This window comes from Aliiroseovarius sediminis (assembly GCF_022678485.1).
GTDB lineage: Bacteria > Pseudomonadota > Alphaproteobacteria > Rhodobacterales > Rhodobacteraceae > Aliiroseovarius > Aliiroseovarius sediminis.
Genome location: NZ_JALBYP010000035.1, coordinates 399,227 through 421,628 on the forward strand (window position 1 = coordinate 399,227; position 22,402 = coordinate 421,628).

The 22,402-nt window shown below is 59.8% G+C and carries 19 protein-coding genes; 14 read left to right on the forward strand and 5 right to left on the reverse strand.

Features of this window, described 5'->3' with window-relative positions; genetic code table 11:
- Positions 1-3 precede the first annotated feature (3 nt).
- Positions 4-1,953: a bifunctional 2',3'-cyclic-nucleotide 2'-phosphodiesterase/3'-nucleotidase gene (locus MN186_RS13410; RefSeq protein ID WP_242114867.1), complete on the reverse strand. Its 1,950-nt coding sequence runs from the start codon at positions 1,951-1,953 to the stop codon at positions 4-6.
- A 189-nt stretch (positions 1,954-2,142) separates the two neighbouring features.
- Here MN186_RS13410 and nudC point away from each other — a divergent pair, with 189 nt between their 5' ends.
- Both nudC and MN186_RS13420 read left to right on the forward strand, forming a co-directional pair.
- Positions 2,143-3,108, forward strand: coding sequence for an NAD(+) diphosphatase (nudC, locus tag MN186_RS13415; protein WP_242114868.1), 966 nt, complete (start codon positions 2,143-2,145; stop codon positions 3,106-3,108).
- A 42-nt stretch (positions 3,109-3,150) separates the two neighbouring features.
- Positions 3,151-3,630, forward strand: coding sequence for an SRPBCC family protein (locus MN186_RS13420; RefSeq protein WP_242114869.1), 480 nt, complete (start codon positions 3,151-3,153; stop codon positions 3,628-3,630).
- 10 nt (positions 3,631-3,640) lie between these two features.
- Here MN186_RS13420 and MN186_RS13425 read toward each other — a convergent pair whose 3' ends face one another.
- Positions 3,641-4,474 (reverse strand): prephenate dehydratase, encoded by an 834-nt coding sequence (locus tag MN186_RS13425; protein WP_242114870.1) that lies wholly within the window; start codon positions 4,472-4,474, stop codon positions 3,641-3,643.
- 119 nt (positions 4,475-4,593) lie between these two features.
- On the opposite strand from MN186_RS13425, the gene MN186_RS13430 reads away from it, so the two are divergent.
- The 5 genes from MN186_RS13430 (at position 4,594) to MN186_RS13450 (ending at position 11,036) form a co-directional block, all read left to right on the forward strand.
- The gene (locus tag MN186_RS13430; RefSeq protein ID WP_242114871.1) at positions 4,594-5,127 is read left to right on the forward strand and encodes a c-type cytochrome; all 534 of its coding nucleotides are present in this window, start codon (positions 4,594-4,596) and stop codon (positions 5,125-5,127) included.
- A 176-nt stretch (positions 5,128-5,303) separates the two neighbouring features.
- Positions 5,304-7,196 (forward strand): extracellular solute-binding protein, encoded by a 1,893-nt coding sequence (locus MN186_RS13435; protein WP_242114872.1) that lies wholly within the window; start codon positions 5,304-5,306, stop codon positions 7,194-7,196.
- A 44-nt stretch (positions 7,197-7,240) separates the two neighbouring features.
- On the forward strand, positions 7,241-8,323 hold the full coding sequence (locus MN186_RS13440; RefSeq protein WP_242114873.1) for a microcin C ABC transporter permease YejB: 1,083 nt from the start codon (positions 7,241-7,243) through the stop codon (positions 8,321-8,323).
- A 2-nt stretch (positions 8,324-8,325) separates the two neighbouring features.
- Entirely contained in the window at positions 8,326-9,432 is a 1,107-nt protein-coding gene (locus tag MN186_RS13445) for an ABC transporter permease (protein WP_242114874.1), read from the forward strand.
- Positions 9,429-11,036 carry an ABC transporter ATP-binding protein gene (locus MN186_RS13450; RefSeq protein ID WP_242114875.1) on the forward strand — a complete coding sequence of 536 codons (1,608 nt, stop codon included), beginning with the start codon at positions 9,429-9,431 and terminating at the stop codon, positions 11,034-11,036. Before MN186_RS13445 ends, MN186_RS13450 begins: the two co-directional genes overlap by 4 nt.
- Positions 11,037-11,052: 16 nt before the next feature.
- Here the strand turns inward: MN186_RS13450 and MN186_RS13455 are convergent, their stop codons facing one another.
- On the reverse strand, positions 11,053-12,504 hold the full coding sequence (locus MN186_RS13455) for a D-alanyl-D-alanine carboxypeptidase family protein (protein ID WP_242114989.1): 1,452 nt from the start codon (positions 12,502-12,504) through the stop codon (positions 11,053-11,055).
- A 528-nt stretch (positions 12,505-13,032) separates the two neighbouring features.
- Between MN186_RS13455 and clpS the strand changes: the two genes are divergently transcribed.
- The 5 genes from clpS to MN186_RS13480 all read left to right on the forward strand — a co-directional run bounded on the left by clpS (position 13,033) and on the right by MN186_RS13480 (position 17,474).
- On the forward strand, positions 13,033-13,353 hold the full coding sequence (gene clpS, locus MN186_RS13460) for an ATP-dependent Clp protease adapter ClpS (protein WP_242114876.1): 321 nt from the start codon (positions 13,033-13,035) through the stop codon (positions 13,351-13,353).
- Between the two features lie 20 nt (positions 13,354-13,373).
- Positions 13,374-14,363 (forward strand): class I SAM-dependent methyltransferase, encoded by a 990-nt coding sequence (locus MN186_RS13465; RefSeq protein ID WP_242114877.1) that lies wholly within the window; start codon positions 13,374-13,376, stop codon positions 14,361-14,363.
- A gap of 35 nt (positions 14,364-14,398) precedes the next feature.
- Complete coding sequence (locus MN186_RS13470) at positions 14,399-15,226, forward strand: SDR family NAD(P)-dependent oxidoreductase (RefSeq protein WP_242114878.1); 828 nt, start codon at positions 14,399-14,401, stop codon at positions 15,224-15,226.
- A 63-nt stretch (positions 15,227-15,289) separates the two neighbouring features.
- Positions 15,290-16,168 (forward strand): oxygen-dependent coproporphyrinogen oxidase, encoded by an 879-nt coding sequence (gene hemF / locus MN186_RS13475; protein WP_255744266.1) that lies wholly within the window; start codon positions 15,290-15,292, stop codon positions 16,166-16,168.
- Positions 16,169-16,298: 130 nt separating this feature from the next.
- The gene (locus tag MN186_RS13480; RefSeq protein WP_242114880.1) at positions 16,299-17,474 is read left to right on the forward strand and encodes an acetyl-CoA C-acyltransferase family protein; all 1,176 of its coding nucleotides are present in this window, start codon (positions 16,299-16,301) and stop codon (positions 17,472-17,474) included.
- Positions 17,475-17,516: 42 nt separating this feature from the next.
- On the opposite strand, the gene hemC is transcribed toward MN186_RS13480, so the two are convergent.
- Positions 17,517-18,473, reverse strand: a complete 957-nt coding sequence (gene hemC, locus MN186_RS13485; RefSeq protein WP_242114881.1) for a hydroxymethylbilane synthase — start codon at positions 18,471-18,473, stop codon at positions 17,517-17,519.
- Positions 18,474-18,590: 117 nt separating this feature from the next.
- Here hemC and hemE point away from each other — a divergent pair, with 117 nt between their 5' ends.
- Together hemE and MN186_RS13495 are read left to right on the forward strand one after the other, a co-directional pair.
- Positions 18,591-19,625, forward strand: coding sequence for a uroporphyrinogen decarboxylase (hemE, locus tag MN186_RS13490; protein WP_242114882.1), 1,035 nt, complete (start codon positions 18,591-18,593; stop codon positions 19,623-19,625).
- Between the two features lie 141 nt (positions 19,626-19,766).
- Entirely contained in the window at positions 19,767-20,954 is a 1,188-nt protein-coding gene (locus MN186_RS13495) for an MFS transporter (RefSeq protein WP_242114883.1), read from the forward strand.
- On the opposite strand, the gene MN186_RS13500 is transcribed toward MN186_RS13495, so the two are convergent.
- Entirely contained in the window at positions 20,951-22,246 is a 1,296-nt protein-coding gene (locus MN186_RS13500) for a DEAD/DEAH box helicase (protein ID WP_242114884.1), read from the reverse strand. The genes MN186_RS13495 and MN186_RS13500 overlap by 4 nt on opposite strands.
- Positions 22,247-22,402 lie beyond the last annotated feature (156 nt).

Below are 22,402 nucleotides of genomic sequence, written 5' to 3' on the forward strand. Positions count from 1 at the left end.
CCCTCATATATGAGGCGAAAACCCGCGATGCAAGCCTGTCAGTTCCAGCTCGTAATGGGCAAAACCGCCTTCATCGCATTCCATCACGCGGCGGAGCGGTAGCCAAGAGTGATCTGCGCAGGCGCGACCGGCTCGTGGTGAGGTGCGAAAACACACGCTGGCACCAGGAATTTCGGCAAACCGCCAGACCGGGTCATCACCGACCTCAATCACACGGCGCTGCTGCATGTAAGCTTTCAGCAAATCGCGAATCGCCAAGTGTGGCGCATCCACTACGCCCCCGATTGGCGCGATAGGGTAGCCGCCGCCGCCACTGGCGCGGAAATCACTGGTTGCAAGCAGGAACTGATGGTCATCGGCAACCGCTCGGCCCCGGTGGCACAGCCCGACAATTCGTCCACCGCCAAGACCCGAGGTCCCTCCCGCGGGGGTGAAACGGGCAGGTTGGCTCAGGTCGATCTGGTAGGTCAGGCCCAGAACTGATTCCAACAGATAGCCCGGCGTGCAGTCGCCCTTCAACGCAATGCCTCGTTCGCCCGGCAGCACCTGATTGAACACGCTAGCCGAACGTTCAAGCCATTCTTTCAGATAGGCCCCGGTGACGCGGATCATCGCAAGCTCGTTGGGGAACACGTAAAGGTCGGACAGACAACGCAATGTCATCAGACCCGCGCGCACATCGGTATAATAGTTCGGCCCCGCCAGTCCGCCCGACTTGAACGGCGCGCTGGACGCCAGCACTGGAAGATCAGTTCCCAGCACCTGCGCCTGATAGCGCGTGACGTGATCCATCATCGCCTCTTGCACCAGACGCGTGGCACGATCTGGCCCCACAAGGGCCAGATGGTTGTTCAAGTCCCGCCTGCAGTGGGCAATCGGGGTGCGCATATGTGACAGCGTGTTTTCGTGCAGTTGCTGAAACCAGTTCGGAAAGCCCCTTGTGGTCTGCCCCTGCCGAAGTTCGGCCGATGCAGCGTCTGCGACCTTTCGCAGCTCTGCCCTGCCGGACAGCACTTGCCAGCCCGCGCCATCGCGACCAAGCGTCAGGTCGATGACTCCCAAATGCGACCCCCAAAAACCGGGAACCACGGTCGGCACCTGCTCAAGACAAGGGCTCAGCCCGTCCGGCCCGACCGAGGGCGCGGTCTGTTCGGGAAACACCTGATGGGAATGGCCGCCGACGATGGCGTCGATCCCGGTAACGCGTGACAGGGGCAGCAGGGCGTTCTCCATCCCCGGCAGGTGTGTATCGTCGCCAAGCCCCGAATGGGCAAGGGCCACAATCACATCCGCCCCGCGCGCTTTCAGATACGGCACGAAGGCCTCGGCCGTTTCAATGATGTCGCGAATCTCGGGTGTGGAGTTGGCGTTATGACCCAGTTTCAGCGAACCGGGCGGAAGGAAGCCGATGACGCCGATGCGGATGTCATGCACCACGCCATGCGCGTCCACGATCTGCCGATTCAGCATCGCGAAGGGCGGCACAAGCGTGGTGTCCTGTGTCGTCATACCCGCCCGCTTCACGACCGTATTGGCCGAGACTATGGGAAACCCGGCCTGTTCGATCGCGTCGAACAGCACATCAATGCCCCGGTCGAAATCGTGGTTGCCCAAAGTTCCCGCATCATATCCAAGATGGTCCATAGCGGCGATCATGGGGTGCAGGCTGGGTCCGTCCGCCCCACCCGCCGCGCGGTATTGTTCGACCATCAGATCGCCCATCGCCGTGCCATGCAGGAAATCGCCGTTGTCCAACAGGATCGTATTGGGTTCTTCCGCGCGGGCCTCCGCGATCAGGTTAGCCGTATTGGTGAGCCCCCACCCCTCTACGGGCCGGTCTGATAGATAGTCATAAGGCAGGATGTGCATATGCAGGTCCGTCGTCGCCAGAATACGCAATCGCGCCTGCGTCGCACCATCTGGGGGGGCGCATTGCTGCACGGGCTTCAACACCTATCGAACTCCTGCCTTATACCGCGCTTTACATTATTTTGCATCGCATTCGACCATTGAAAAACATTCCAAGGTAATTGAAAAGACTTCATATGCAACCTTAAGGCGTTTTACCTGTCAAATGCAGGTGGAAATCGCGGGGCTACCTGATAGCGTGCGGCGACAAGTTCAGAAGTACATGAGGGCAACATGAAAATCGCCGAGCAGGTGACATTCGGCGCAGGGCTTCTGGACCGTGCGGCCGAGTTGCGATCCGACAACACGGGTCTGTTACGACTGGCAGAAACTGCGCGTGTTCTGCCCGTTTGGCGTGGCAAACCGATGGTCGAACGAATCTCCGACCGCCAAATCGACTTGGCCTATCTGACCTTATCTCACAACGAAGTGTGCGCCCGCCGCGACCGGCTGGTATTTCTGGGGCGCGACCGGGTTGGCCCGCTGTTCACCGTTGATATGTCAGACTGTCAGCCAAATGGCGATGCGCCGGACCCATCGGAATTCGTTGACCCCACCTGGCAACAGCTTCCCGGCACACCCGACACACAGGGCTTTGCCGAACTGCGCAACATCATGGCGCAATTGACCCCGATCGAGGCCGAAGCCGCCGCCACCGCGCGCGCCATTCTGGAATGGCACCGCATCCACGGGTTCTGCGCCAATTGCGGGGCGCACAGCCTGCCCACGCAAGCCGGCTGGCAACGGACCTGCCCGGATTGCGGCCGGTCCCATTTCCCGCGCACCGATCCGGTCGTGATCATGCTGATCACCCACGGCAACGCGGTTCTGGTCGGGCGCAATGCGCAATGGCCTGCTGGCATGTTCTCGCTTCTGGCCGGGTTTCTGGAACCCGGCGAAACGGTCGAGGCCGCAACCCGCCGCGAGGTGTTTGAAGAAACCGGGGTCCGGGTCGGGCAGGTTGATTATCTGTCGTCACAACCGTGGCCCTATCCCTCATCTTTGATGATCGGCACACGCGGTCTGGCCACGAGTACCGACATCACGATTGATCCCAACGAGTTGGAACAGGCAATCTGGCTGTCACGCGAAGACATGTTGCAGGTGTTTGCAGGCCAGAACCCCGATGTCTCACCCGCCCGGAAAGGTTCAATCGCGCATTTCTTATTGTCAAACTGGCTTGCAGACCGGCTGGATTAGACCGAAAAACAGAGATGGTCCGCATCGGGAAAGAGCCACCGCATGAAACTTAAGACACGCGAAGACATCGAAGCGACGCTGGAACAAGTTTTCGAAGCCCTGTCCGATTTCGACGGGATGGAACGGGCGGCCCTGCGGCGCGGGGCCGATGTGACGCGCACCGATACATTGCCCGCGCCGGGTCAGGGAATGACGTGGCATGCCACCTTCCCCTATCGCAACCGAATGCGCGCCGCTGACATGATGCTGAAAACCTATGAAGCGCCGCATCAGCTCGTGCTGTTCTCCAAAGTGTCGGGGGTTGAGGCCACGGTCGAAGTCGAGCTTTTGTCGCTGTCGCGCAATCGAACGCGAATGATACTAAGTATCGACATGCGCCCTAAAACGATCCCTGCGCGGCTGGTAATACAGTCCATGACACTGGCCCGGAATGCCATATTGCGAAGGTTTCGCAAACGAATTGCGAATTATGCGCTGTCGATCGAAGACCGCTATCGCAGGGCGCAGGACCCGATTCGCTGATAGCTTCTGTTCAATCGCGGGCCGGGTCGCGCGGGTAAACCCCGAGAATATCAATGGTTGAGGTGAAATAGGCTAGCTCCTCTAGCGCCAGTTGCACCGACCGGTCTTCGGGGTGGCCTTCGATGTCGGCATAAAACCGGGTGGCGGTGAACGATCCATCGACCATATAGCTTTCCAGCTTGGTCATGTTCACGCCATTGGTCGCAAAGCCGCCCATCGCCTTGTACAGCGCGGCGGGAATGTTGCGGACCTCGAACACGAAGGTGGTCATCATGCCGTGATTGCCGCGCCGCGTGTGATCGGGCTTGCGCCCCATGATGACGAAACGAGTGGTGTTGTGACCGTGGTCTTCCACGTCCTCGGCCAGCACATCCAGCCCATGAATTTGCCCTGCCAATACCGAGGCCAGCACGCCTTCGCCTGCCGTTTTGGTCTTTGCCAGCGTAGCCGCAGCGCCTGCACTGTCGGCGGCCGCGACGCCACGAATGCCGTGGCTTTTCAGGAAGCTGGCAGATTGTGGCAACAACACAAGATGGGCGCGGACGGTGTTGATATCCTCGACCTTGGCCCCCGGAAGACCCAACAGGTTGATGCGGACACGCACAAACGCCTCGTCCAGGATATGCAACCCGCTTTCGGGCAACAGACGGTGGATGTCAGCTACGCGGCCATAGGTCGTGTTTTCAATCGGCAACATGGCCTGTTCGGCATCCCCGCTGCGCACGGCGGCAATAACCTGCTCGAAGGATTCGCATGGCATCGGCTCAAGCGTCGGGCGCGCGGCAATACATGCCTCGTGCGAGTAAGCTCCAGCCTCGCCCTGAAAGGCTATACGGCCTGTCATTTCGCGCGTCCTTCCTGCCGATTTGCGTTAAAGTGCAACTTACTTCGCCTCATATCGCTTGAAATATGACAATGGAAGCGGCTAGAAGGCTTTTGATTTTGGATGAGACGGATCGCGACATGTTCGACACAATGACACTGACGAAAGCCGGGGCCGCTGTTATTGGGACCCTCCTGTTTTTCTTGCTGGGCTCTTGGGCAGCAGACAGCCTGTATTCGACCCACGCCGCCGCCCACGGCGACGAAGGCGAAGTGGCGACCGGCTACGTGATTGCCACCGCCGACGACGAAAGCGATGAGGCGGAAGAGGAAGAAGAGGAGGTGCCCTTCTCGGAAATGCTGGCCTCTGCTGATCCCTCCAAGGGTGAGAAAGTCTGGGGCAAATGCCGCGCCTGCCACAAGCTGGAAGATGGCGCCAACAGCACCGGCCCGCACCTGTTCGGTGTTGTCGACCGCCCGATCGGTGAAGTGGGCGACTTCAACTACTCGGACGCGCTGGCCAGTCTTGATGGCAACTGGACGGCGGACGAACTGAACGCATGGCTGGCTGACCCCAAGGGCTATGCACCCGGTAACAAGATGACCTATGCCGGTCTGAAAAAGGAAGAAGACCGCGCGAACCTGATCGCCTATCTTCAAACCATCGGCGGTTAAGCTCTGGCACACACCTGTCTTACGGCCGCCCCACTGCCGGGGCGGCCTTTTTCTTTTCGATATCCGCCGGTTTGCGCGCGTTAGACCCCCGTTCACCAAATCGCGCCTTGCAGTTTATCTGGCCGCAGCTTTAGCTTGGGCAAAAGACAATCGATGATCCGCTGAAGGAGAGCCAGATGAAGCCGGTACAGGCACGCGCCCTAATCCCAGATACCGACATCCGCATCCCGATGGCTTACGCCCTGCTTGCCGGTCTTGCCCTAATCTTCGTCCCGCTACTGGCACAGGCCGAAACGACAATAAAATCCCACGCCTATTCCTATTTCTCTGAGCCGAAATACAGCGCCGACTTTACTCATCTGGACTACGTAAATCCCGACGCACCCAAAGGGGGCGAGATCATCATCTCGTCCGAAAGCGGCACCTTTGACAGCTTCAACCCCTATGCCCGCAAAGGGGTGTCTGGCGCACTGGCTTCCATGAATGTCGAACGCCTGATGGTCGGCACCGCGGACGAGATTGGCACCGTCTATGGCCTGCTGGCCGAAAGCCTTGAATACCCCGAAGATCAAAGCTGGGCCATTTTCACCCTTCGCCCCGAAGCGCGCTTTGCCGATGGCAGCCTGGTGACGGCGGAAGATGTGGTCTTCACCCACGACCTGTTCATGGAGCAAGGGCTGATCAGCTATCGTGAAGGCGTCGCGCGTATAATCGCCAACGCCAAGGCGCTGGACACCAAGCGTGTCAAATTCACCTTTCAAGCCAACGCCCCCATTCGCGAACGTATCAGCCAGGCAGCAGCAACACCCGTCATGTCGAAAGCGTGGTTCGAGGAAACCGGCGCGCGGCTGGATGAAAGTCGGCTGGAACAGGCGATGGCCACCGGCCCCTATATGCTGGACAGCTTCAAGATCAACCAGCGCATCATCTACAAGCGCAACCCTGATTACTGGGGCAAGGATCTGCCAATCAACAAGGGCCGCTGGAATTTCGACACGATCCGCATTGAATACTTCGCCGACAGCAACGCCGCGATGGAAGGGTTTTCATCTGGAAGCTACACCTTCCGACTGGAAAACAGCTCGAAAGAATGGGCCACGTCTTATGACTTCCCGGCGGTTAAAAACGGCCACGTGATCAAAGCTGAATTGGATAGTGGCGACCAAGCTTCAGGCCAGGGTTTTGTGTTCAATATGCGCCGCGAAAAGTTTAAAGACATTCGCGTGCGCGAGGCCATTGGCCTGATGTTCAATTTCAACTGGTCGAACGAGGCCCTGTTCTATGGCCTCTATGAACGGGTCAACAGCTTCGCCGAAAACTCGTATCTGGAGGCCACCGGCACGCCATCGCCCGAAGAACTGGCGCTGCTGGAACCATTGGCCGATCAACTCCCCGAAGCGGCCTTGGGCGAGGCGGTGATGGCGCCGATCTCGGGAGAAAAGCAGTTTGACCGCCGCAACGCGCGCAAAGCGTCGAAGCTGCTAGAGGACGCAGGCTGGGTCGTCGGCGGCGACGGTATTCGGCGCAACGCAGATGGCAAAACGCTACAGGTCGAATTCCTGATCTTTTCGCCGACATTTGACCGCGTGATTACCCCTTATGTCGAAAACCTGCAAAAGATTGGTGTCGATGCAAAACTTAGCCGGGTGGACACATCGCAATTCGTCGATCGTCGATACGCGTTTGATTATGACATCATCACCGACCAACTGGCGCTGGGAAATGAACCGGGCGGAAACCTGGAACAAATGTTTGGCTCGAAAGAGGCCGCGGTGTCCGTCTTCAACTCGGCCGGGTTGGCAAATCCAGCGGTGGACAGTCTGATCGACACGATCCGCGCAACTGATACCAAGGAAGAACTGGTCGCCGCCGCCAAGGCGCTGGATCGGGTGCTGAGGGCGCTGAAATTCTCGGTCCCACAATGGTATAAAGACAAGCACACGGTCGCCTATTACGACCAGTTCGAACACCCCGACCCATTGCCCCCCTATGATCTGGGCTATCTGGACTTTTGGTGGTTTAACGCAGAAAAAGCAGCAAAACTGAAGGCAGACGGCGTACTGCGCTGACCCGCGACAGGCACCCAAGGCACGAGTAAGAGAGCGAGACCCAAATGGGCGCATATATTCTGCGCAGGCTTCTTTTGATCATCCCGACCTTGTTGGGGATCATGGTGATCAACTTTACCCTGACCCAATTCGTGCCCGGCGGCCCGATCGAACAGATCATCGCCCAGATGGAAGGGGAAGGTGACGTATTTGCCACCATCGCCGGCGGAGGCGCGGATGCAGGGGCTGGGGGTGGCGGGGATGAACGCTATCTTGGCGCGCGGGGCTTGCCACCTGAGTTTATCGCTGAGCTTGAGAAAGAGTTTGGCTTCGACAAACCGCCGGTCGAGCGGTTCTTTTCCATGCTATGGAACTATGTGCGTTTCGATTTCGGTGAAAGTTACTTCCGGTCCATAGGCGTGTTCGAACTTGTGGCCGAAAAGCTGCCGGTGTCGATCTCGTTGGGGCTGTGGTCCACGGTTATCGCCTATATGATCTCGATCCCGCTGGGTGTGCGAAAAGCCGTACGCGATGGGTCGCGTTTTGACACATGGACATCGGGCGTGATCATCGTGGCCTATGCGATCCCCGGCTTTTTGTTCGCCATCCTCTTGCTGGTCGTCTTTGCAGGCGGGTCTTACTTGCAATGGTTCCCGCTGCGCGGCCTGACCTCGGACAATTGGAGCGAGCTGAGCCTTTGGGGTAAGATCGTTGACTATTTCTGGCACATTACTTTGCCGGTTTTCGCGTCGACCATCGCCAGTTTCGCAACACTGACGCTGCTGACAAAAAACAGCTTTCTGGACGAGATCAAGAAGCAATATGTCGTGACGGCCCGCGCCAAAGGGCTGGCAGAACATCGCGTGCTATACGGTCACGTCTTCCGCAATGCGATGCTGATCGTGATAGCGGGCTTCCCGGCAGTGTTCCTTGGCGTATTTTTTGGCGGCTCGGTCATCATTGAAACGCTTTTCTCGCTGGACGGCCTGGGCCGGTTGGGGTTCGAGGCCGCGTTGCAGCGCGATTACCCCGTCATTTTCGGCACGCTGTTCGTTTTTGGGCTGATCGGCCTTCTGATCGGCATTCTGTCCGACCTTATGTATGTCTTTGTCGATCCGCGCATCGACTTTGAAGGGCGCGAGGTCTGACAATGACGCTGTCCCCCCTGAACCAACGCCGCTGGCGCAATTTCCGCCGAAACGGTCGCGCCTTCTGGTCGCTGATCCTGTTCTGCATTCTGTTCGGCCTGTCCCTGCTGGCCGAATTCATCGCCAACGACAAACCCATTGTGGTCAGTTATCAGGGCGAACTGTATGCTCCAATCTTCAAATTCTATCCCGAAACCGCCTTCGGGGGTGATTTCAGGACCGAGGCGAATTATGGCGATATCGAAGTCCGGTGCCTGATCAAATCCGGTGGCTCTGAAGCCTGCTGGGACGATCCCGAAAAGACAATCGCGCAGGCTGAAACCGGCATGGTAAACGGGGCCGACATCCAGAAGGGGTGGCTGCTGTGGCCACCGATTCCCTACAGCTACACCACCATTGTCGATACCGGCGGCGCGGTGCCGTCGCCGCCCACCAGCCAGAACATTCTGGGCACGGATGACACGTCGCGCGATGTGGCGGCGCGGGTGATCTATGGCTTCCGGCTGTCGGTCTTTTTCACCATCATCGTGACCGTTCTGACGTCCGTTGTCGGCATCGCCGCCGGGGCGATTCAAGGCTATTTCGGCGGCTGGGTCGATCTGATTTTCCAGCGCATCTTGGAAATCTGGAGCTCTACGCCGTCCCTTTACGTCATCATCATCCTATTTGCGATTCTGGGACGAAGTTTCTGGCTTTTGGTCTTTGTGACGGTGCTGTTCGGCTGGCCCGCTTTGGTCGGTGTGGTGCGGGCCGAATTCCTGCGCGCACGGAATTTCGAATATGTCCGCGCGGCCCGCGCGCTGGGTGTTGCTAACCGCGTCATCATGTTTCGCCATGTGCTGCCCAACGCGATGGTCGCCACGCTGACCATGCTGCCTTTCATCATCACCGGCACGATCTCAACCCTTGCAACGCTCGACTTTTTGGGATTCGGCCTGCCGTCCTCGGCTCCATCGTTGGGCGAGTTAACCCGGCAAGCCAAAGCCAACCTGCAAGCGCCGTGGCTGGGCTTCACCGCGTTTTTGACCTTCTCGATCCTGCTGTCACTACTTGTCTTCATCTTTGAAGGGGTGCGAGACGCGTTTGACCCGCGAAAGACCTTCCAATGAGTGTTTTGAACGTCAAAGACCTGCAAGTTGGCTTCCGTCAGGACGGAGAGCTTCACCCCGCTGTCCGCGGTGTCAGCTTCGAGGTGGCCAAAGGCGAAACCGTCGCCATCGTAGGTGAAAGCGGATCGGGTAAATCCGTCACCGCCCTGTCGACGGTGTCGCTTTTGCCCGACAGCGCGCAGGTCAGCGGATCGATCACCTATGAGGGGCGCGAAATGATTGGCGCGTCCGCCTCCACACTGCGCGATGTGCGCGGAAACGATATCAGCTTCATTTTTCAAGAGCCGATGACATCGCTGAACCCGCTGCACACGATCGAAAAACAACTGACCGAGTCGATTGAACTGCACCAAGGGCTCAGGGGTGACGCGGTGCGTGTGCGCATCTTGGAACTTTTGGGCAAGGTCGGCATTCGTGACGCCGAAACGCGGCTTGCCCATTATCCGCACCAGTTGTCGGGCGGGCAAAGACAACGTGTGATGATCGCTATGGCATTGGCCAACGGGCCAGAGCTTCTGATCGCGGACGAGCCGACCACGGCGCTGGACGTGACCATTCAAGCGCAAATCCTCGACCTGTTGGCCGAGTTGAAAGAAAGCGAAGGGATGAGCCTTCTGTTCATCACCCATGACCTTGGCATCGTGCGCAAGATCGCGGACCGTGTGTGCGTGATGAAGGATGGCGTTATTGTCGAAGAAGGGCCAACCGCCGAGTTGTTTGCCAACCCCCGCCATGACTATACCCGCACCCTGATCAATGCCGAAGCACACGGCCGCCCCGATCCCGTGCCCGACGGCGCACCCGAGATTGCGCACACAAAAGACCTGCGCATTTGGTTTCCCATCCAGCGCGGGTTATTGCGCCGCACGGTGGGGCATGTGAAGGCGGTGAATGCGGCCAGCTTCTCGGTCCGTGCGGGGGAAACTGTGGGGATCGTGGGTGAGAGCGGATCGGGCAAGACGACGCTGGCGCTGGCAGTGATGCGGTTGATCAGCTCGGACGGGCCAGTTGTGTTTCTGGGTGAAAATATCCAAGGACGCAAATCGCGGCAGTTGCAACCCCTGCGCCGCGACATGCAGATCGTGTTTCAAGACCCATACGGCTCACTTTCGCCACGTATGACGGCAGAGGAAATCATTGCCGAAGGTCTGTCGGTTCACGGGCTGGAACCCGGCCGCAACCGGCGCGAAATGGTGACCGAGATCATGTTGGAGGTCGGTCTGGACCCCGCCACAATGGACCGCTATCCGCATGAATTCTCTGGCGGTCAACGTCAACGCATCGCCATCGCGCGAGCGATGATCCTGCGGCCCAAACTGGTGGTTTTGGATGAACCAACCTCGGCCTTGGACATGACCGTTCAGGTGCAGATCGTCGAGCTTCTGCGCGGTCTGCAAAAGCGGCACGGGCTGGCCTACCTGTTCATCTCGCACGACCTGCGCGTGGTCCGCGCGCTGTCGCACAAAGTTTTAGTGATGCGGGCGGGCGACGTGGTGGAAAGCGGTCCAGCAGATCAGATCTTCGATGCGCCGCAGACCGACTATACCCGCGCGCTGATGGCGGCTGCATTTGATATTGTCGTTGCCAAGGGCGCGTCACAATAGGCGCAGCGCCGGGCGTTCAGGATGGACCGACCATCTTACAGCGCGTGCTGCGCGCGTTCAGGCGGCGACAAGCCAGATCGGCTTGGGCTTCAGTCATGCCGACGAAGTTTGCATGCCAGCCGTCGGGGCGGCGCACAACCTTGCGCAAGGCTTCGTCCAGTGTGTCGATCTCTTTCAACGCGGTTTTCAAAAGCTTGCGTTCTGCCTGATAGCGCGAGCCAAGCACACCTACGTTGATCGCCCAATGCCGCCCGCCCGACGTTGACATGCGCGTGACCACTTCGGGCTGTGCTTCGCTATTGGACCGCGGTTCAAGCGATGTCAGAACAATTGCGGCGGGCCGGGCACGGGGGGGCGCGACCCGCGCTGGGGCGATGGCACTTGCCGAAACCGCTTGAACGGGCTGCGTGGCGGTGTCGGGCACCTGCACTGCGGCGGCGACAACCTGTGTCACGGGCTGCGTCGTGACGGGCTGGATTTCTTCGGGCCGCGTCGGCGCGGGCGGCGGCGTGACCTCGGCCACGATATCTGCTTCGTTCGCGGCGGTCGCGACGGCATCTTTAATGCTCTCGGACAAGGCCGCAAGCTGCGCCTGCGCGGCGGGGTCTTGGCTGATCGGGCGCGGTGTCGGGCGCGGGCTGACCTTGACCGCAGTTACAAGGCGGATGGTCTTGCCTGCGGCACCGGGTGCCACGGCCTCGGGGCTGCCACCAGCATAAACCGGCAAGGAAGGTTTGCGCACCGGCGCACGATTGGGCGCGCGGCGGAAGCCCAGATCCATCAGTTCGGCAACCTTGGCATTGCGTGTCGCGGTTGAACGACCGCCGAAAACCGTCGTGATGATCCGCTTTGACCCACGCTCGGCCGACGCCACGAGGTTGAACCCCGCCGCGCGGGTGTACCCCGTCTTGATCCCGTCCGCACCCTTGTAGTTGCCCAGAAAACGGCGGTTCGTATTCGATACCGACCGCATCCCGGCATCAGTCGTGATCCGTGAAAACAGATTGTAGTATTGCGGGTGGTCGAAGAACAGGTGACGGCCCAGCCGCGTCATGTCCCGCGCCGTGGACAGGTGGCCGCTTTCGGTCAAGCCGTGAGCATTCTTGAAATGTGTGCGCGTCATACCCAACGCCTTGGCCGTGCGGTTCATCCGCCGCGCAAAGGCGGCTTCGGACCCTGAAATCGCGATACCAATCGCGGTGGCCGCGTCGTTGGCGGACTTCACGCCAGCGGCGCGAATCAGATATCGAAACTTGATTTTCTGACCCGAGCGCAGTCCCAGTTTCGACGGCGGTTCAGCGGAGGCCTTGCTGGTGATCGTGACGACCGTATCGGGCGAGATTTCACCGCGCTTGATCGCCTCGAACGCGATATACAGCGTCATCATCTTTGTCAGGGATGCCGGGTGCAGTTGCGTATCCGCGTTGCGCGAATGCAGCACCTCACCGGTGCGCGCGTCGATCACCATCGCCGCATAGGGCGCAGCCTGCGCACGCGTTGAAGAAAGCTGAATGACACAGCCAATAACTGCAAGGAACAGCCCAAAACGGGCCCACTGCCACGGACGTTTTTGCACGTCGTCCACCTTTTTCTGCCTCAATCGCCTGGATCTTATGTCCGGCTGATTTGTTTTTTTCAGGCTAACCGAAGATCGCGTCCGAGAAAACACCTTATTTTCCAAGGATTAGACCGTGGCCTGCAAGACACGTGACGCACATATAGTGGCACAGGTCGTGGTCATACCTAAATCTTGGGAAAAGCGGCGTGTCCACAGCAGCTCGCCTACCTCGTGCCAGAACAAATGTCGCAGCACTGCGTCAATTATCAGCACAAAAACTGGATATTGAGACTTCGGACCTCATTTTGTATGAGCCTATCTTAAGACGTGACGCCCTGCCCCCTTTTCATCAGGCGCCGCGACCCTATATCCTGTGGCCAGATCGTGCCCATAAAAAACCATCGGAGCGATGCACAAATGGTCAGACAGCCCCTCATCATGTCACAAGGCGACGGCCAAGATGATGGCGATGCTGGGCTTGCGGTTGTCACCAAGCCCAAGACCAAACGACCGCCGATGTACAAGGTGCTGATCCTAAACGACGACTTCACCCCGATGGAATTCGTCGTGATGGTTTTGGAAAGGTTCTTCGGCATGAACCACGCGCAAGCGTTCGAGCTGATGTTGACCGTGCACAAGAAAGGTCTGGCAGTGGTCGGCGTCTTTTCCTACGAGGTCGCCGAAACCAAAGTGACCCAAGTCATGCATCTGGCGCGTGAACATCAGCATCCGCTGCAATGTACCATGGAAAAGGAGTAGCCGCGCAAGCGGCGATCACCATGCTTCACACCCGATTGTCCATCGCGCTGCGCGACGGCGCGTTCTCTTTGCCGGAAAGCGGCCGCATTCTTGTCATCGGCCCCAGCGCCGATCACGATCTGTCGAGTTTGCCGAAAGACCGGCTGACGATTTACAGCCGCTTCTTTCCCGATCACGATCACTGGAAGTCGGCTGGTTTCGACACGGTTTCGGCCCTGCCGGAAAGTGGTTTTGCCGCCGGTTTGATCTGCGCGCCCCGTTCAAAGGCGCTGGCACAGGCATGGGTGCGCGCGGCAACTGAAGCCACGGGCGGCGGGGTGGTCTTGCTGGACGGGCAAAAGACCGACGGGATCGACAGCCTTTTGAAGGCCGTAAAGAAACGGGCCGACATGCTGGGCACCTTATCCAAGGCACACGGCAAGCTGGTCTGGTTTGAAAAAGCGGACGTTGCGGATTGGGCGGCAGTGGACACGCAGCTTGACGGCGGCTTCATCACCCGCCCCGGCGTGTTTTCTGCAGATGGGATCGACAAAGGCTCGGCCGTTCTGGCCGCGGCCATGCCGCCTTCGATCAAGGGTCGAGTGGCCGATCTGGGCGCCGGCTGGGGGTTTCTGTCACGCCATATTCTGGATCGCACCGGCGTCACCGCCCTTGATCTGATCGAGGCTGATCTGGTGGCGCTGGAATGTGCCAAGATGAACATCGCGGACGCAAGGGCGCGTTTCATCTGGCATGACGCCACGCGGTTTCGCCCCGACACACCCTATGACGTGGTGATTTCAAACCCACCCTTTCACACTGGGCGCAGCGGCGACCCGAACCTTGGGCGCGCCTTCATACGGTCCGCCGCCGACATGCTGACGCCCACCGGCCGGTTTGTCATGGTGGCCAACCGCCACCTGCCCTATGAAGACACAATGGCCGACCTGTTTCGCGAGGTCGAAGACCTTGGCGGAACGGCAGGTTTCAAATTGCTGAGCGGCGCAAAGTCCCGTCGCACACGGCGCTAGGATCAGCTAGGCTTACCGGGAATCAGGAGGCTCCTATGTCCTTTTCCATCGCTGGCAAAACCGCCATCGTCACTGGCGCGGCCAACGGCATTGGCCTGTCCATTGCCCGCCATTTTGCCGACAATGGCGCGAACGTCATGTGCGCTGATATGGACGAAGCCCGCCTTGTGGATGAGTGGGGCGCAAACCCGGACAGTGATGAAGACGGCCCATCGAACATTCGTGTATTCGGCGGCGATCTACGTGAAAAGCTGACCATCGCCAACCTGCTTTCCGCAACGCTGGACGCGTTCGAACGAATCGACATTCTGGTCAATGCCTCGCGTCAGGTGATGTTGGCCGATCCGCTTGATCCCGATGATAACGCTGTTCAGATGCTGCTGGACCAAAACCTGATGACCAGCCTGCGGCTGAGCCAACTGGTCGCCAAGCGGATGGTCCGTCAGGGCGAAGGGTTGGACGAGGATCACCAGGATGTGCCGCTGGGAACAATCGTGAACCTGTCTTCGATTGCGGCGAGCCGGACACAGCCGGGGCTGATGGCCTATTCCATCGCCAGCGCGGCTGTTGACCAGATGACCCGATCGCTTGCCGTGGCATTGGCGCCCAATCGTATCCGCGTGAACGCCGTCGCCTTCGGCTCTGTGATGAGCGCGAGCTTGCGCGACACGATCCGAGACGCCAGCGAAACCCGCGAGGATATTCTTGAGGGCACACCCCTTGGCCGCATCGCCTCGGCCAAGGAAGTCGCCGAAGCTGCGCAGTTCCTGTCATCCGAAGGCGCGGGCTTCATGACGGGGCATATCCTGACCGTCGATGGCGGGCGCAGCCTGTTGGACGCCGTGGGTAACCCGGCGCACTGAACACCCAACAAAACAATCCCAACGCAACCCACCGGACCGAAGGAGAGCCTTGTGACCGACCAGATGGAAGACCAGAAAGCCCGCGCCAGCACATGGTTCAGCGACCTGCGTGATCAAATTGTCGCCGCCTTCGAAGGGTTAGAGGATACGCAGTCCACCGGGCCATTCGCTGACCAGCCGGCCGGACGGTTTGAGGTAAGCAAAACCAAGCGCAGCTCGGACGACGGGAAAGATGCGGGTGGTGGGGTGATGAGCATCATGCGCAACGGTCGCGTGTTTGAGAAAGTGGGCGTCAACATCTCGACCGTTTACGGTACGTTGGGGAAATCAGCACAGAAGGCAATGGCCGCGCGCGGGGTGCCCGGGATGAAGGAAGACCCGCGGTTCTGGGCCTCGGGCATCAGCCTTGTGGCGCATATGCAGAACCCGCACACGCCAGCCGTTCACATGAACACGCGCATGTTCTGGACGCCCGGCGCCTGGTGGTTCGGGGGCGGCGCCGATCTGAATCCCTGCATCGAATATGACGAAGACACTGCGCATTTCCACAGCCAGTTGGAAGCCGCGTGCGAACGTCACGACATAAGCTATTATGACAAGTTCAAAGCCTGGGCAGACGAATACTTCTTTATTCCCCACCGCGGCCGCGCGCGCGGGGTTGGCGGCATCTTTTACGACGACCTGAACACCGGCGACTGGGATGCGGACTTTGCCTTTACCCAAGATGTGGGCCGCGCTTTCCTGCCTGCTTTCGTACCCGTCACCGAAGCGCGTTGTGACACGCGGTGGACAGATGCCGACAAGGACAAGCAACTGGTGCACCGGGGGCTTTATGCCGAATATAACCTTGTTTATGACCGCGGCACCAAGTTCGGCCTGACCACCGGCCACGACGCCAACGCGGTGTTGATGAGCCTGCCGCCGATGGCCAAGTGGGTCTAGGGTTCGGGAACTCCGACACGCTCCTCGGTCAGTGGCGCGGCGTCCGACCGCTCTGACGAAGCGTTACAGGGGACAGCATCCGCCCTGATGTGCGATCCTGCCCCCAAACCGAACCAACAGGGGGATTCTCATGTCCGACATCGTAATTCTTGGCGGCGCACGCACCGCAATCGGCACGTTTGGCGGCAGCCTTGCCGCGATCCCGCCCAGTGCACTGGGTGCCGCCGTTACGCGCGAGGCGATGGCACGTGCGGGCGTTAATCCTGCCCAGATCGGTCACGTTGCCTTTGGTCACGTCATCAACACCGAACCGCGCGACATGTATCTGTCCCGCGTGTCCGCAATCGAAGCGGGTATTCCCAACACGACGCCAGCGATGAACGTGAACCGCCTGTGCGGATCGGGCCTTCAAGCGGTGGTATCCGTCGCGCAATCACTGATGCTGGGGGACGCGGACTTTGGCGTGGCCGGCGGTGCCGAAAACATGAGCCGCGCGCCCTACATTCTGCCGCAGGCCCGTTGGGGTCAGAAAATGGGCGACGCGGGCGCGCAGGACATGATGCTGGGCGCGTTGAACTGTCCGTTCGGCACGGGCCATATGGGTATTACCGCCGAAAACGTCGCGGCCGAGCATGACGTCAGCCGCGCGGATCAGGACGCCTTCGCGCTGGAAAGCCAAAACCGCGCCGCTGCGGCCATCAAGGCTGGGCATTTCGACAGCCAGATCGTGCCGGTTGAGGTCAAGCAACGCCGCGAGGTGGTTCAGTTCGCCCGCGATGAACACCCCAAACCAACCACGGCCGAGGCCTTGGCCGGACTGCGCACGGCGTTCCAGAAAGATGGCACCGTCACAGCGGGCAACGCGTCGGGCATCAATGACGGGGCAGCGGCGCTGGTGCTGGCACGCGCCGATGCGGCGGAACGCGCGGGTCTGAAACCCATGGCCCGCATCATCGGCTACGGCCATGCCGGTGTGCGACCCGAGGTCATGGGGATCGGCCCCGTCCCAGCGGTTGAAAACCTTTTGGCAAAAACCGGGCTGAGTGTCTCGGATTTTGACGTAATCGAGTCAAACGAGGCATTCGCCGCACAGGCCATCGCCGTGAACAACGAACTCGGGCTGAACCCCGCGAAAGTGAACCCAAACGGGGGCGCCATCGCGCTGGGGCATCCGGTGGGTGCAACCGGCGCGATCATCACCATCAAAGCGCTGTATGAGTTGGAGCGGATTGGCGGCTCGAAGGCGCTGATCACCATGTGCATCGGGGGCGGTCAGGGCATCGCGCTGGCCATCGAACGGATCTGAACGGGACGCAGGGTTTGCCCGGCACCACGGCCGGTCAAACCGTTATTTCCAGTCGAAAAAATCGTCATCAACGCGCGACAGAAGGTCTTTTGCCAGGGCACGGCCCAATTCAGGGCCGTCGGCAATAGGGCCAGAGACCTGACCGGATTCCGATTGCGAGCCGTCCGTGCGCAGGATTTCCCCGCGCAGGGTTAGCGTGCCTTCGTCCAAGGTGGCAAGGGCCGCTATCGGCGTCTCACATGATCCATCCAACGCCCGAAGAAACGCACGCTCAGCCGCCAGTCTTTGTCCGGTCTCGACGTCATGAATGGCGTCCAGCATATCCTTAACGCGCTGGTCGTCCGCGCGCCGTTCGATCCCGATGGCTCCTTGCGCAACGGCGTTCAGCATATCGTCGGTCGGGATGGGGGTCGCGGGCACGTCCTCCATCGCCAGACGGTTCAGACCCGCCATGGCAAGGAATGTCGCCTCGGCCACGCCATCATGCAGTTTTTTCAGGCGCGTCTGGACGTTGCCGCGAAATTCGACGACCTCCAGGTCAGGACGACGATTGAGCAACTGAGACTTGCGGCGCAGCGACGAGGTGCCGACAACCGCGCCCTTGGGCAGTTCGGCGATGGAAGAATATTTGACCGACACGAAAGCATCCCGCGTGTCTTCGCGCGGCAGGTTGCAATCCAGAACCAAGCCGTCGGGTTGTTCGGTCGGCATGTCCTTCATCGAATGCACGGCAATGTCAATGCGGCCATCCAGCATCGCCTCTTCGATTTCTTTGGTGAACAGGCCCTTATTGCCGATCTCCTTCAACGCGCGGTCGGCGGCAATCATCGCGCGGTCGTCGCCTGTTGTGTGGATAACAACCACTTCGAAGGCCGCTTCAGGCAGGTCGAAGGCAGCCATCAGGCGGCGGCGGGTCTCACGGGCCTGTGCCAGCGCAAGCGGGCTGCCGCGAGTGCCGATTTTCAGCGGGGTATCGGGGGTCGGATATGCATGTTTCATGCACCCCATTTACGCCGGAAGATCGGGGCTGTCCATGCCTGCGGCATCCCTTGCGCTTGACATCCCGTCGCGGGTGGGGGACCACGGCTCGAACCCAGTCAGGAAAGGCCCGCACTCATGACACAGCAAAAGACAATTCTGCGCGCACTGGCGGGCGAAACGCTGCCCACACCGCCCATCTGGATGATGCGTCAGGCGGGGCGGTATCTGCCCGAATATCGCGCCACGCGCGCCGAAGCCGGGGATTTTCTGAAGCTGTGCTACAACCCCGAGCTGGCTGCCGAGGTCACGCTGCAACCCATCCGCCGCTATGGCTTTGATGCTGCGATCCTGTTTGCCGATATTCTATTGGTGCCGCAGGCGTTAGGGGCGGATTTATGGTTCGTCACCGGGGAAGGCCCACGCCTGTCCACGATCACAAGCCAATCCGACTTTAACAAGCTGTCGGACAAGGATAACATTCACGAAACCCTGAATCCGATCTATGAAACCGTGCGGATTTTGCGCGGCGCACTGCCGGACGAGACTACGTTGATTGGTTTTGCCGGGATGCCGTGGACGGTAGCGACATATATGATCGCCGGCCAAGGCACCAAGGATCAAGGTCCCGCCCATGCGTTGAAGGCCGAGCACCCCGCGGTGTTTGATGCGTTGATGGACCGGTTGACCGAGGCGACGATCGAATATTTGTCGAAGCAGATCGAAGCGGGCGCCGAAGTGGTCAAGCTGTTTGACAGCTGGGCGGGATCGCTGAATGCAGCGGATTTCCAGAAATACGCGGTCGAGCCTGCCCGCGTGATCACTCAAGCACTAAAAGAACGCCATCCCGGCATTCCCGTCATCGGCTTCCCGCGCGAAGCGGGCGATGGCTATATCGGTTTTGCCAAGGCGACTGGTGTGGACTGTGTCGCGCTGGACAACTCTGTCAGCCCGGAATGGGCGGCCAAGCATGTGCAAGTTGATGGTTGCGTTCAGGGCAACTTGAAATCAAGTCACATGGTCACGGGCGGTCAGGCGTTGGTGGATGAGACCCGCGCCATCGTCAAGGCCTTCAAGAACGGACCGCATATTTTCAACCTGGGTCACGGGATCACGCCTGATGCGGACCCGGAAAACGTGCAGCTGATGATCGATACTGTGCGAGGCGGCTGAGGTCGTTGGGGGCGTTGCCCCCGCGCGAAAGCCTGCCGGCTTTCACCCTCCCCCAGGATATTTTAAGCCAGAAGAAACGCGCGGGCTTGTCAAGTTGGGCAGGCCCGTGTCTTGTTCGCGGGTTGTCAAAAGGAAGCTGGAATGCGGCTAGGTATTGCCACCCTGATCATCGCTTACGTGCTTAGCCAATTCTATCGCGCATTTCTGGCGGTGATGACGCCTGCGTTGAAGGCCGATCTGGGGGCGACGCCAGAGGATCTGGCGCAGGCATCTGGCGCTTGGTTCCTGTTTTTTGCACTGATGCAGATCCCGGTTGGCTGGGGATTAGACAATATTGGGCCGCGCAAGGTAACGGCCGCGCTTTTGGCCCTTGGCGGGGGCGGAGGAGCAGCGGTTTTCGCGATGGCCTCGACCCCGGACCACATTCTTTATGCAATGATGTTGATCGGGATCGGGTGCTCTCCGGTTCTGATGGCAAGCTATTATATTTTTGCGCGGATCTATCCGCCCGCAGTGTTTGCCACTTTGGCGGGGATGGTCATCGGCATTGGATCGCTGGGTAATATCGCGGGGGCTTTGCCGATGGCGCTGGCGGTTGAGCAATTTGGCTGGCGTGCCTGTCTTTGGGCGATGGCAGTTGTGACGGTATTGGTGGCAGCGTCGATCATGTTGGCGGTGGACAATCCGCCGAAGCTGGTCGCCGAGGACGGCGCGCCGAAAGGGTCGGTTCTGGACCTTTTGAAAATGCCCGCGCTTTGGGCGATTTTTCCGATCATGCTGGTGAATTACACTGCTGCGGCGGGCTTGCGCGGCAGTTGGGCGGGGCCCTATTTGCGTGACGTTTACGGGTTGGACACCGCCGGAATTGGCTGGGCCACGATGGCGATTGCGGTGGCGATGGTCATTGGTAGCTTTGCTTATGGACCGCTGGATCGCGTGTTTCGGACGCGCAAATGGGTCATCTTTCCCGGCAACATGATCGCTGTGGCCTTGGTTTTTCTGCTGTGGGCCGCACCGAATGCGGGCGTTTGGCAGGCGGCGTCAATCATGGCGGCGATCGGTCTGTTTGGGGCGAGTTACCCCTTGATAATTGCCCATGCCCGCAGCTTTGTGCCGCCGCATCTGATCGGGCGAGGCGTCACGTTGATGAATATGTTCGGGATCGGTGGGGTTGGGATATCTCAATATGCCTCGGCTGGAGTGTTCCGAATGGCCCAAGGCCCCGACGTGGCGGTCACGGCCCCTTATCAGGCCGTGTTTCTGTTTTTCGCCGTACCCGCTCTGATCTGCTGTCTGCTATATCTTCTGAGCGAAGATCGCTTGGGCTAGGCGCTTTTGCGACGGCGGCGTCGCCGCTTGGCCGGGGCTGCATCGGCGCGCGGTTTCGGCGCAGCAGCGCCGCCCGAGCGCGGTTTGCGACCTCCGCCCCCAGCGCCACCACGACGACCGCCGCCGCCACCCTGATTGCGAGTCGGGCGCTTTTCTTCGACCGGACGGGTGCCGCCAAGGATCGGGATGTTGATCTTCATGACCTTTTCGATGTCGCGCAGCAGGCCAAGTTCGACGCCAGAAACGAAGGAAATCGCATCGCCATCAGCACCAGCGCGGGCGGTGCGGCCGATACGATGGACGTAATTGTCGGCAACTTCTGGCAGGTCGAAATTGTAAACATGGCTGACGCCCGGAATGTCGATACCGCGGGCGGCCACGTCTGTTGCGACCAGCACGCGGGCCTCGCCCGACCGGAACGCCGCAAGCGCACGGTCGCGCTGCCCTTGGCTTTTGTTGCCGTGAATCGAGACAGCTTTGAAGCCTTCCGCGACCAGTTGCTTCATCAGCTTTTCAGCGCCGTGTTTGGTGCGTGAAAACACCAGCGACAGCGCGTCTTTATCATGGCCCAGCAGGTCAATCAGCAGTGCGATTTTTTCGTTGCGACCGGGCGCGTAGTAAAGCCCCTGCGTCACCTTGTCAGCAGCCTTGCCCGGAGGTGACACCTGAACCTTGGCCGGATTGGTCAGATAGGCGCGCGACAGCTCTTCCATCTGCTTCGGCATGGTGGCCGAGAACAGCATGGTTTGGCGCGGTGTGCCCAGTTCGGGCGCGATCCGGCGCAGCGCATGGATGAACCCCATGTCGAGCATCTGATCGGCTTCGTCCAGCACAAGGAAGGTCGCGGTATCCAGGCGGATGGCCTTGCGGTCCAACAGGTCGATCAAACGGCCGGGCGTGGCGACAAGAATGTCGATGCCGGGCGCCAACATGCTGATCTGCTTGTTGATCGACATGCCACCCACGACAGTGCGGACTTTCAAATGCGTGCCCTGCACATAGTCGCGCAGATTCACTGCGATCTGGTTCACCAATTCGCGTGTGGGGGCAAGGATCAAAGCCTTGACCGACTTGGGCTGACGCTTGTCGTGGTTGCGCAAAAGCTGGTGGATCAAGGGCAGGCCAAAGGCCGCCGTTTTGCCAGTTCCGGTCTGGGCCAGGCCCATCACGTCACGGCCTTCAAGGACCAGCGGGATGGCTTTGATCTGGATGGGTGTCGGCGTTTCATAGCCGGCTTCGGTCACGGTTGTGACCAGCTTCGGGTCAAGCCCGAGCTCTGCAAATTTTGTCATTATCGTCTTTCTGGCACGCATGATCGCGCGCCGTATTCACACGGTTACGGGGCGGATGCCCCATCGCTTCGGTTTGCGGCCAATGCTCGCGCCGGGCCGAATGCCCAATGCGCCGAACTGGTCGTCAGCACCCCGCGTGATTTGGGAACTTTGTCA

What these genes read in the sequence shown, in the direction of transcription:
- MN186_RS13495 (WP_242114883.1), top strand. Translation starts at nt 19,767, where the DNA reads ATGCGGCTAGGTATTGCCACCCTGATCATCGCTTACGTGCTTAGCCAA.
- MN186_RS13450 (WP_242114875.1), top strand. Translation starts at nt 9,429, where the DNA reads ATGAGTGTTTTGAACGTCAAAGACCTGCAAGTTGGCTTCCGTCAGGAC.
- hemE (WP_242114882.1), top strand. Translation starts at nt 18,591, where the DNA reads ATGACACAGCAAAAGACAATTCTGCGCGCACTGGCGGGCGAAACGCTG.
- MN186_RS13430 (WP_242114871.1), top strand. Translation starts at nt 4,594, where the DNA reads ATGTTCGACACAATGACACTGACGAAAGCCGGGGCCGCTGTTATTGGG.
- clpS (WP_242114876.1), top strand. Translation starts at nt 13,033, where the DNA reads ATGTCACAAGGCGACGGCCAAGATGATGGCGATGCTGGGCTTGCGGTT.
- MN186_RS13500 (WP_242114884.1), bottom strand. Translation starts at nt 22,246, where the DNA reads ATGACAAAATTTGCAGAGCTCGGGCTTGACCCGAAGCTGGTCACAACC.
- MN186_RS13455 (WP_242114989.1), bottom strand. Translation starts at nt 12,504, where the DNA reads ATGGTGATCGACGCGCGCACCGGTGAGGTGCTGCATTCGCGCAACGCG.
- MN186_RS13420 (WP_242114869.1), top strand. Translation starts at nt 3,151, where the DNA reads ATGAAACTTAAGACACGCGAAGACATCGAAGCGACGCTGGAACAAGTT.
- hemF (WP_255744266.1), top strand. Translation starts at nt 15,290, where the DNA reads ATGGAAGACCAGAAAGCCCGCGCCAGCACATGGTTCAGCGACCTGCGT.
- MN186_RS13435 (WP_242114872.1), top strand. Translation starts at nt 5,304, where the DNA reads ATGAAGCCGGTACAGGCACGCGCCCTAATCCCAGATACCGACATCCGC.
- MN186_RS13440 (WP_242114873.1), top strand. Translation starts at nt 7,241, where the DNA reads ATGGGCGCATATATTCTGCGCAGGCTTCTTTTGATCATCCCGACCTTG.
- nudC (WP_242114868.1), top strand. Translation starts at nt 2,143, where the DNA reads ATGAAAATCGCCGAGCAGGTGACATTCGGCGCAGGGCTTCTGGACCGT.
- MN186_RS13445 (WP_242114874.1), top strand. Translation starts at nt 8,326, where the DNA reads ATGACGCTGTCCCCCCTGAACCAACGCCGCTGGCGCAATTTCCGCCGA.
- MN186_RS13425 (WP_242114870.1), bottom strand. Translation starts at nt 4,474, where the DNA reads ATGACAGGCCGTATAGCCTTTCAGGGCGAGGCTGGAGCTTACTCGCAC.
- MN186_RS13480 (WP_242114880.1), top strand. Translation starts at nt 16,299, where the DNA reads ATGTCCGACATCGTAATTCTTGGCGGCGCACGCACCGCAATCGGCACG.
- hemC (WP_242114881.1), bottom strand. Translation starts at nt 18,473, where the DNA reads ATGAAACATGCATATCCGACCCCCGATACCCCGCTGAAAATCGGCACT.
- MN186_RS13465 (WP_242114877.1), top strand. Translation starts at nt 13,374, where the DNA reads ATGCTTCACACCCGATTGTCCATCGCGCTGCGCGACGGCGCGTTCTCT.
- MN186_RS13470 (WP_242114878.1), top strand. Translation starts at nt 14,399, where the DNA reads ATGTCCTTTTCCATCGCTGGCAAAACCGCCATCGTCACTGGCGCGGCC.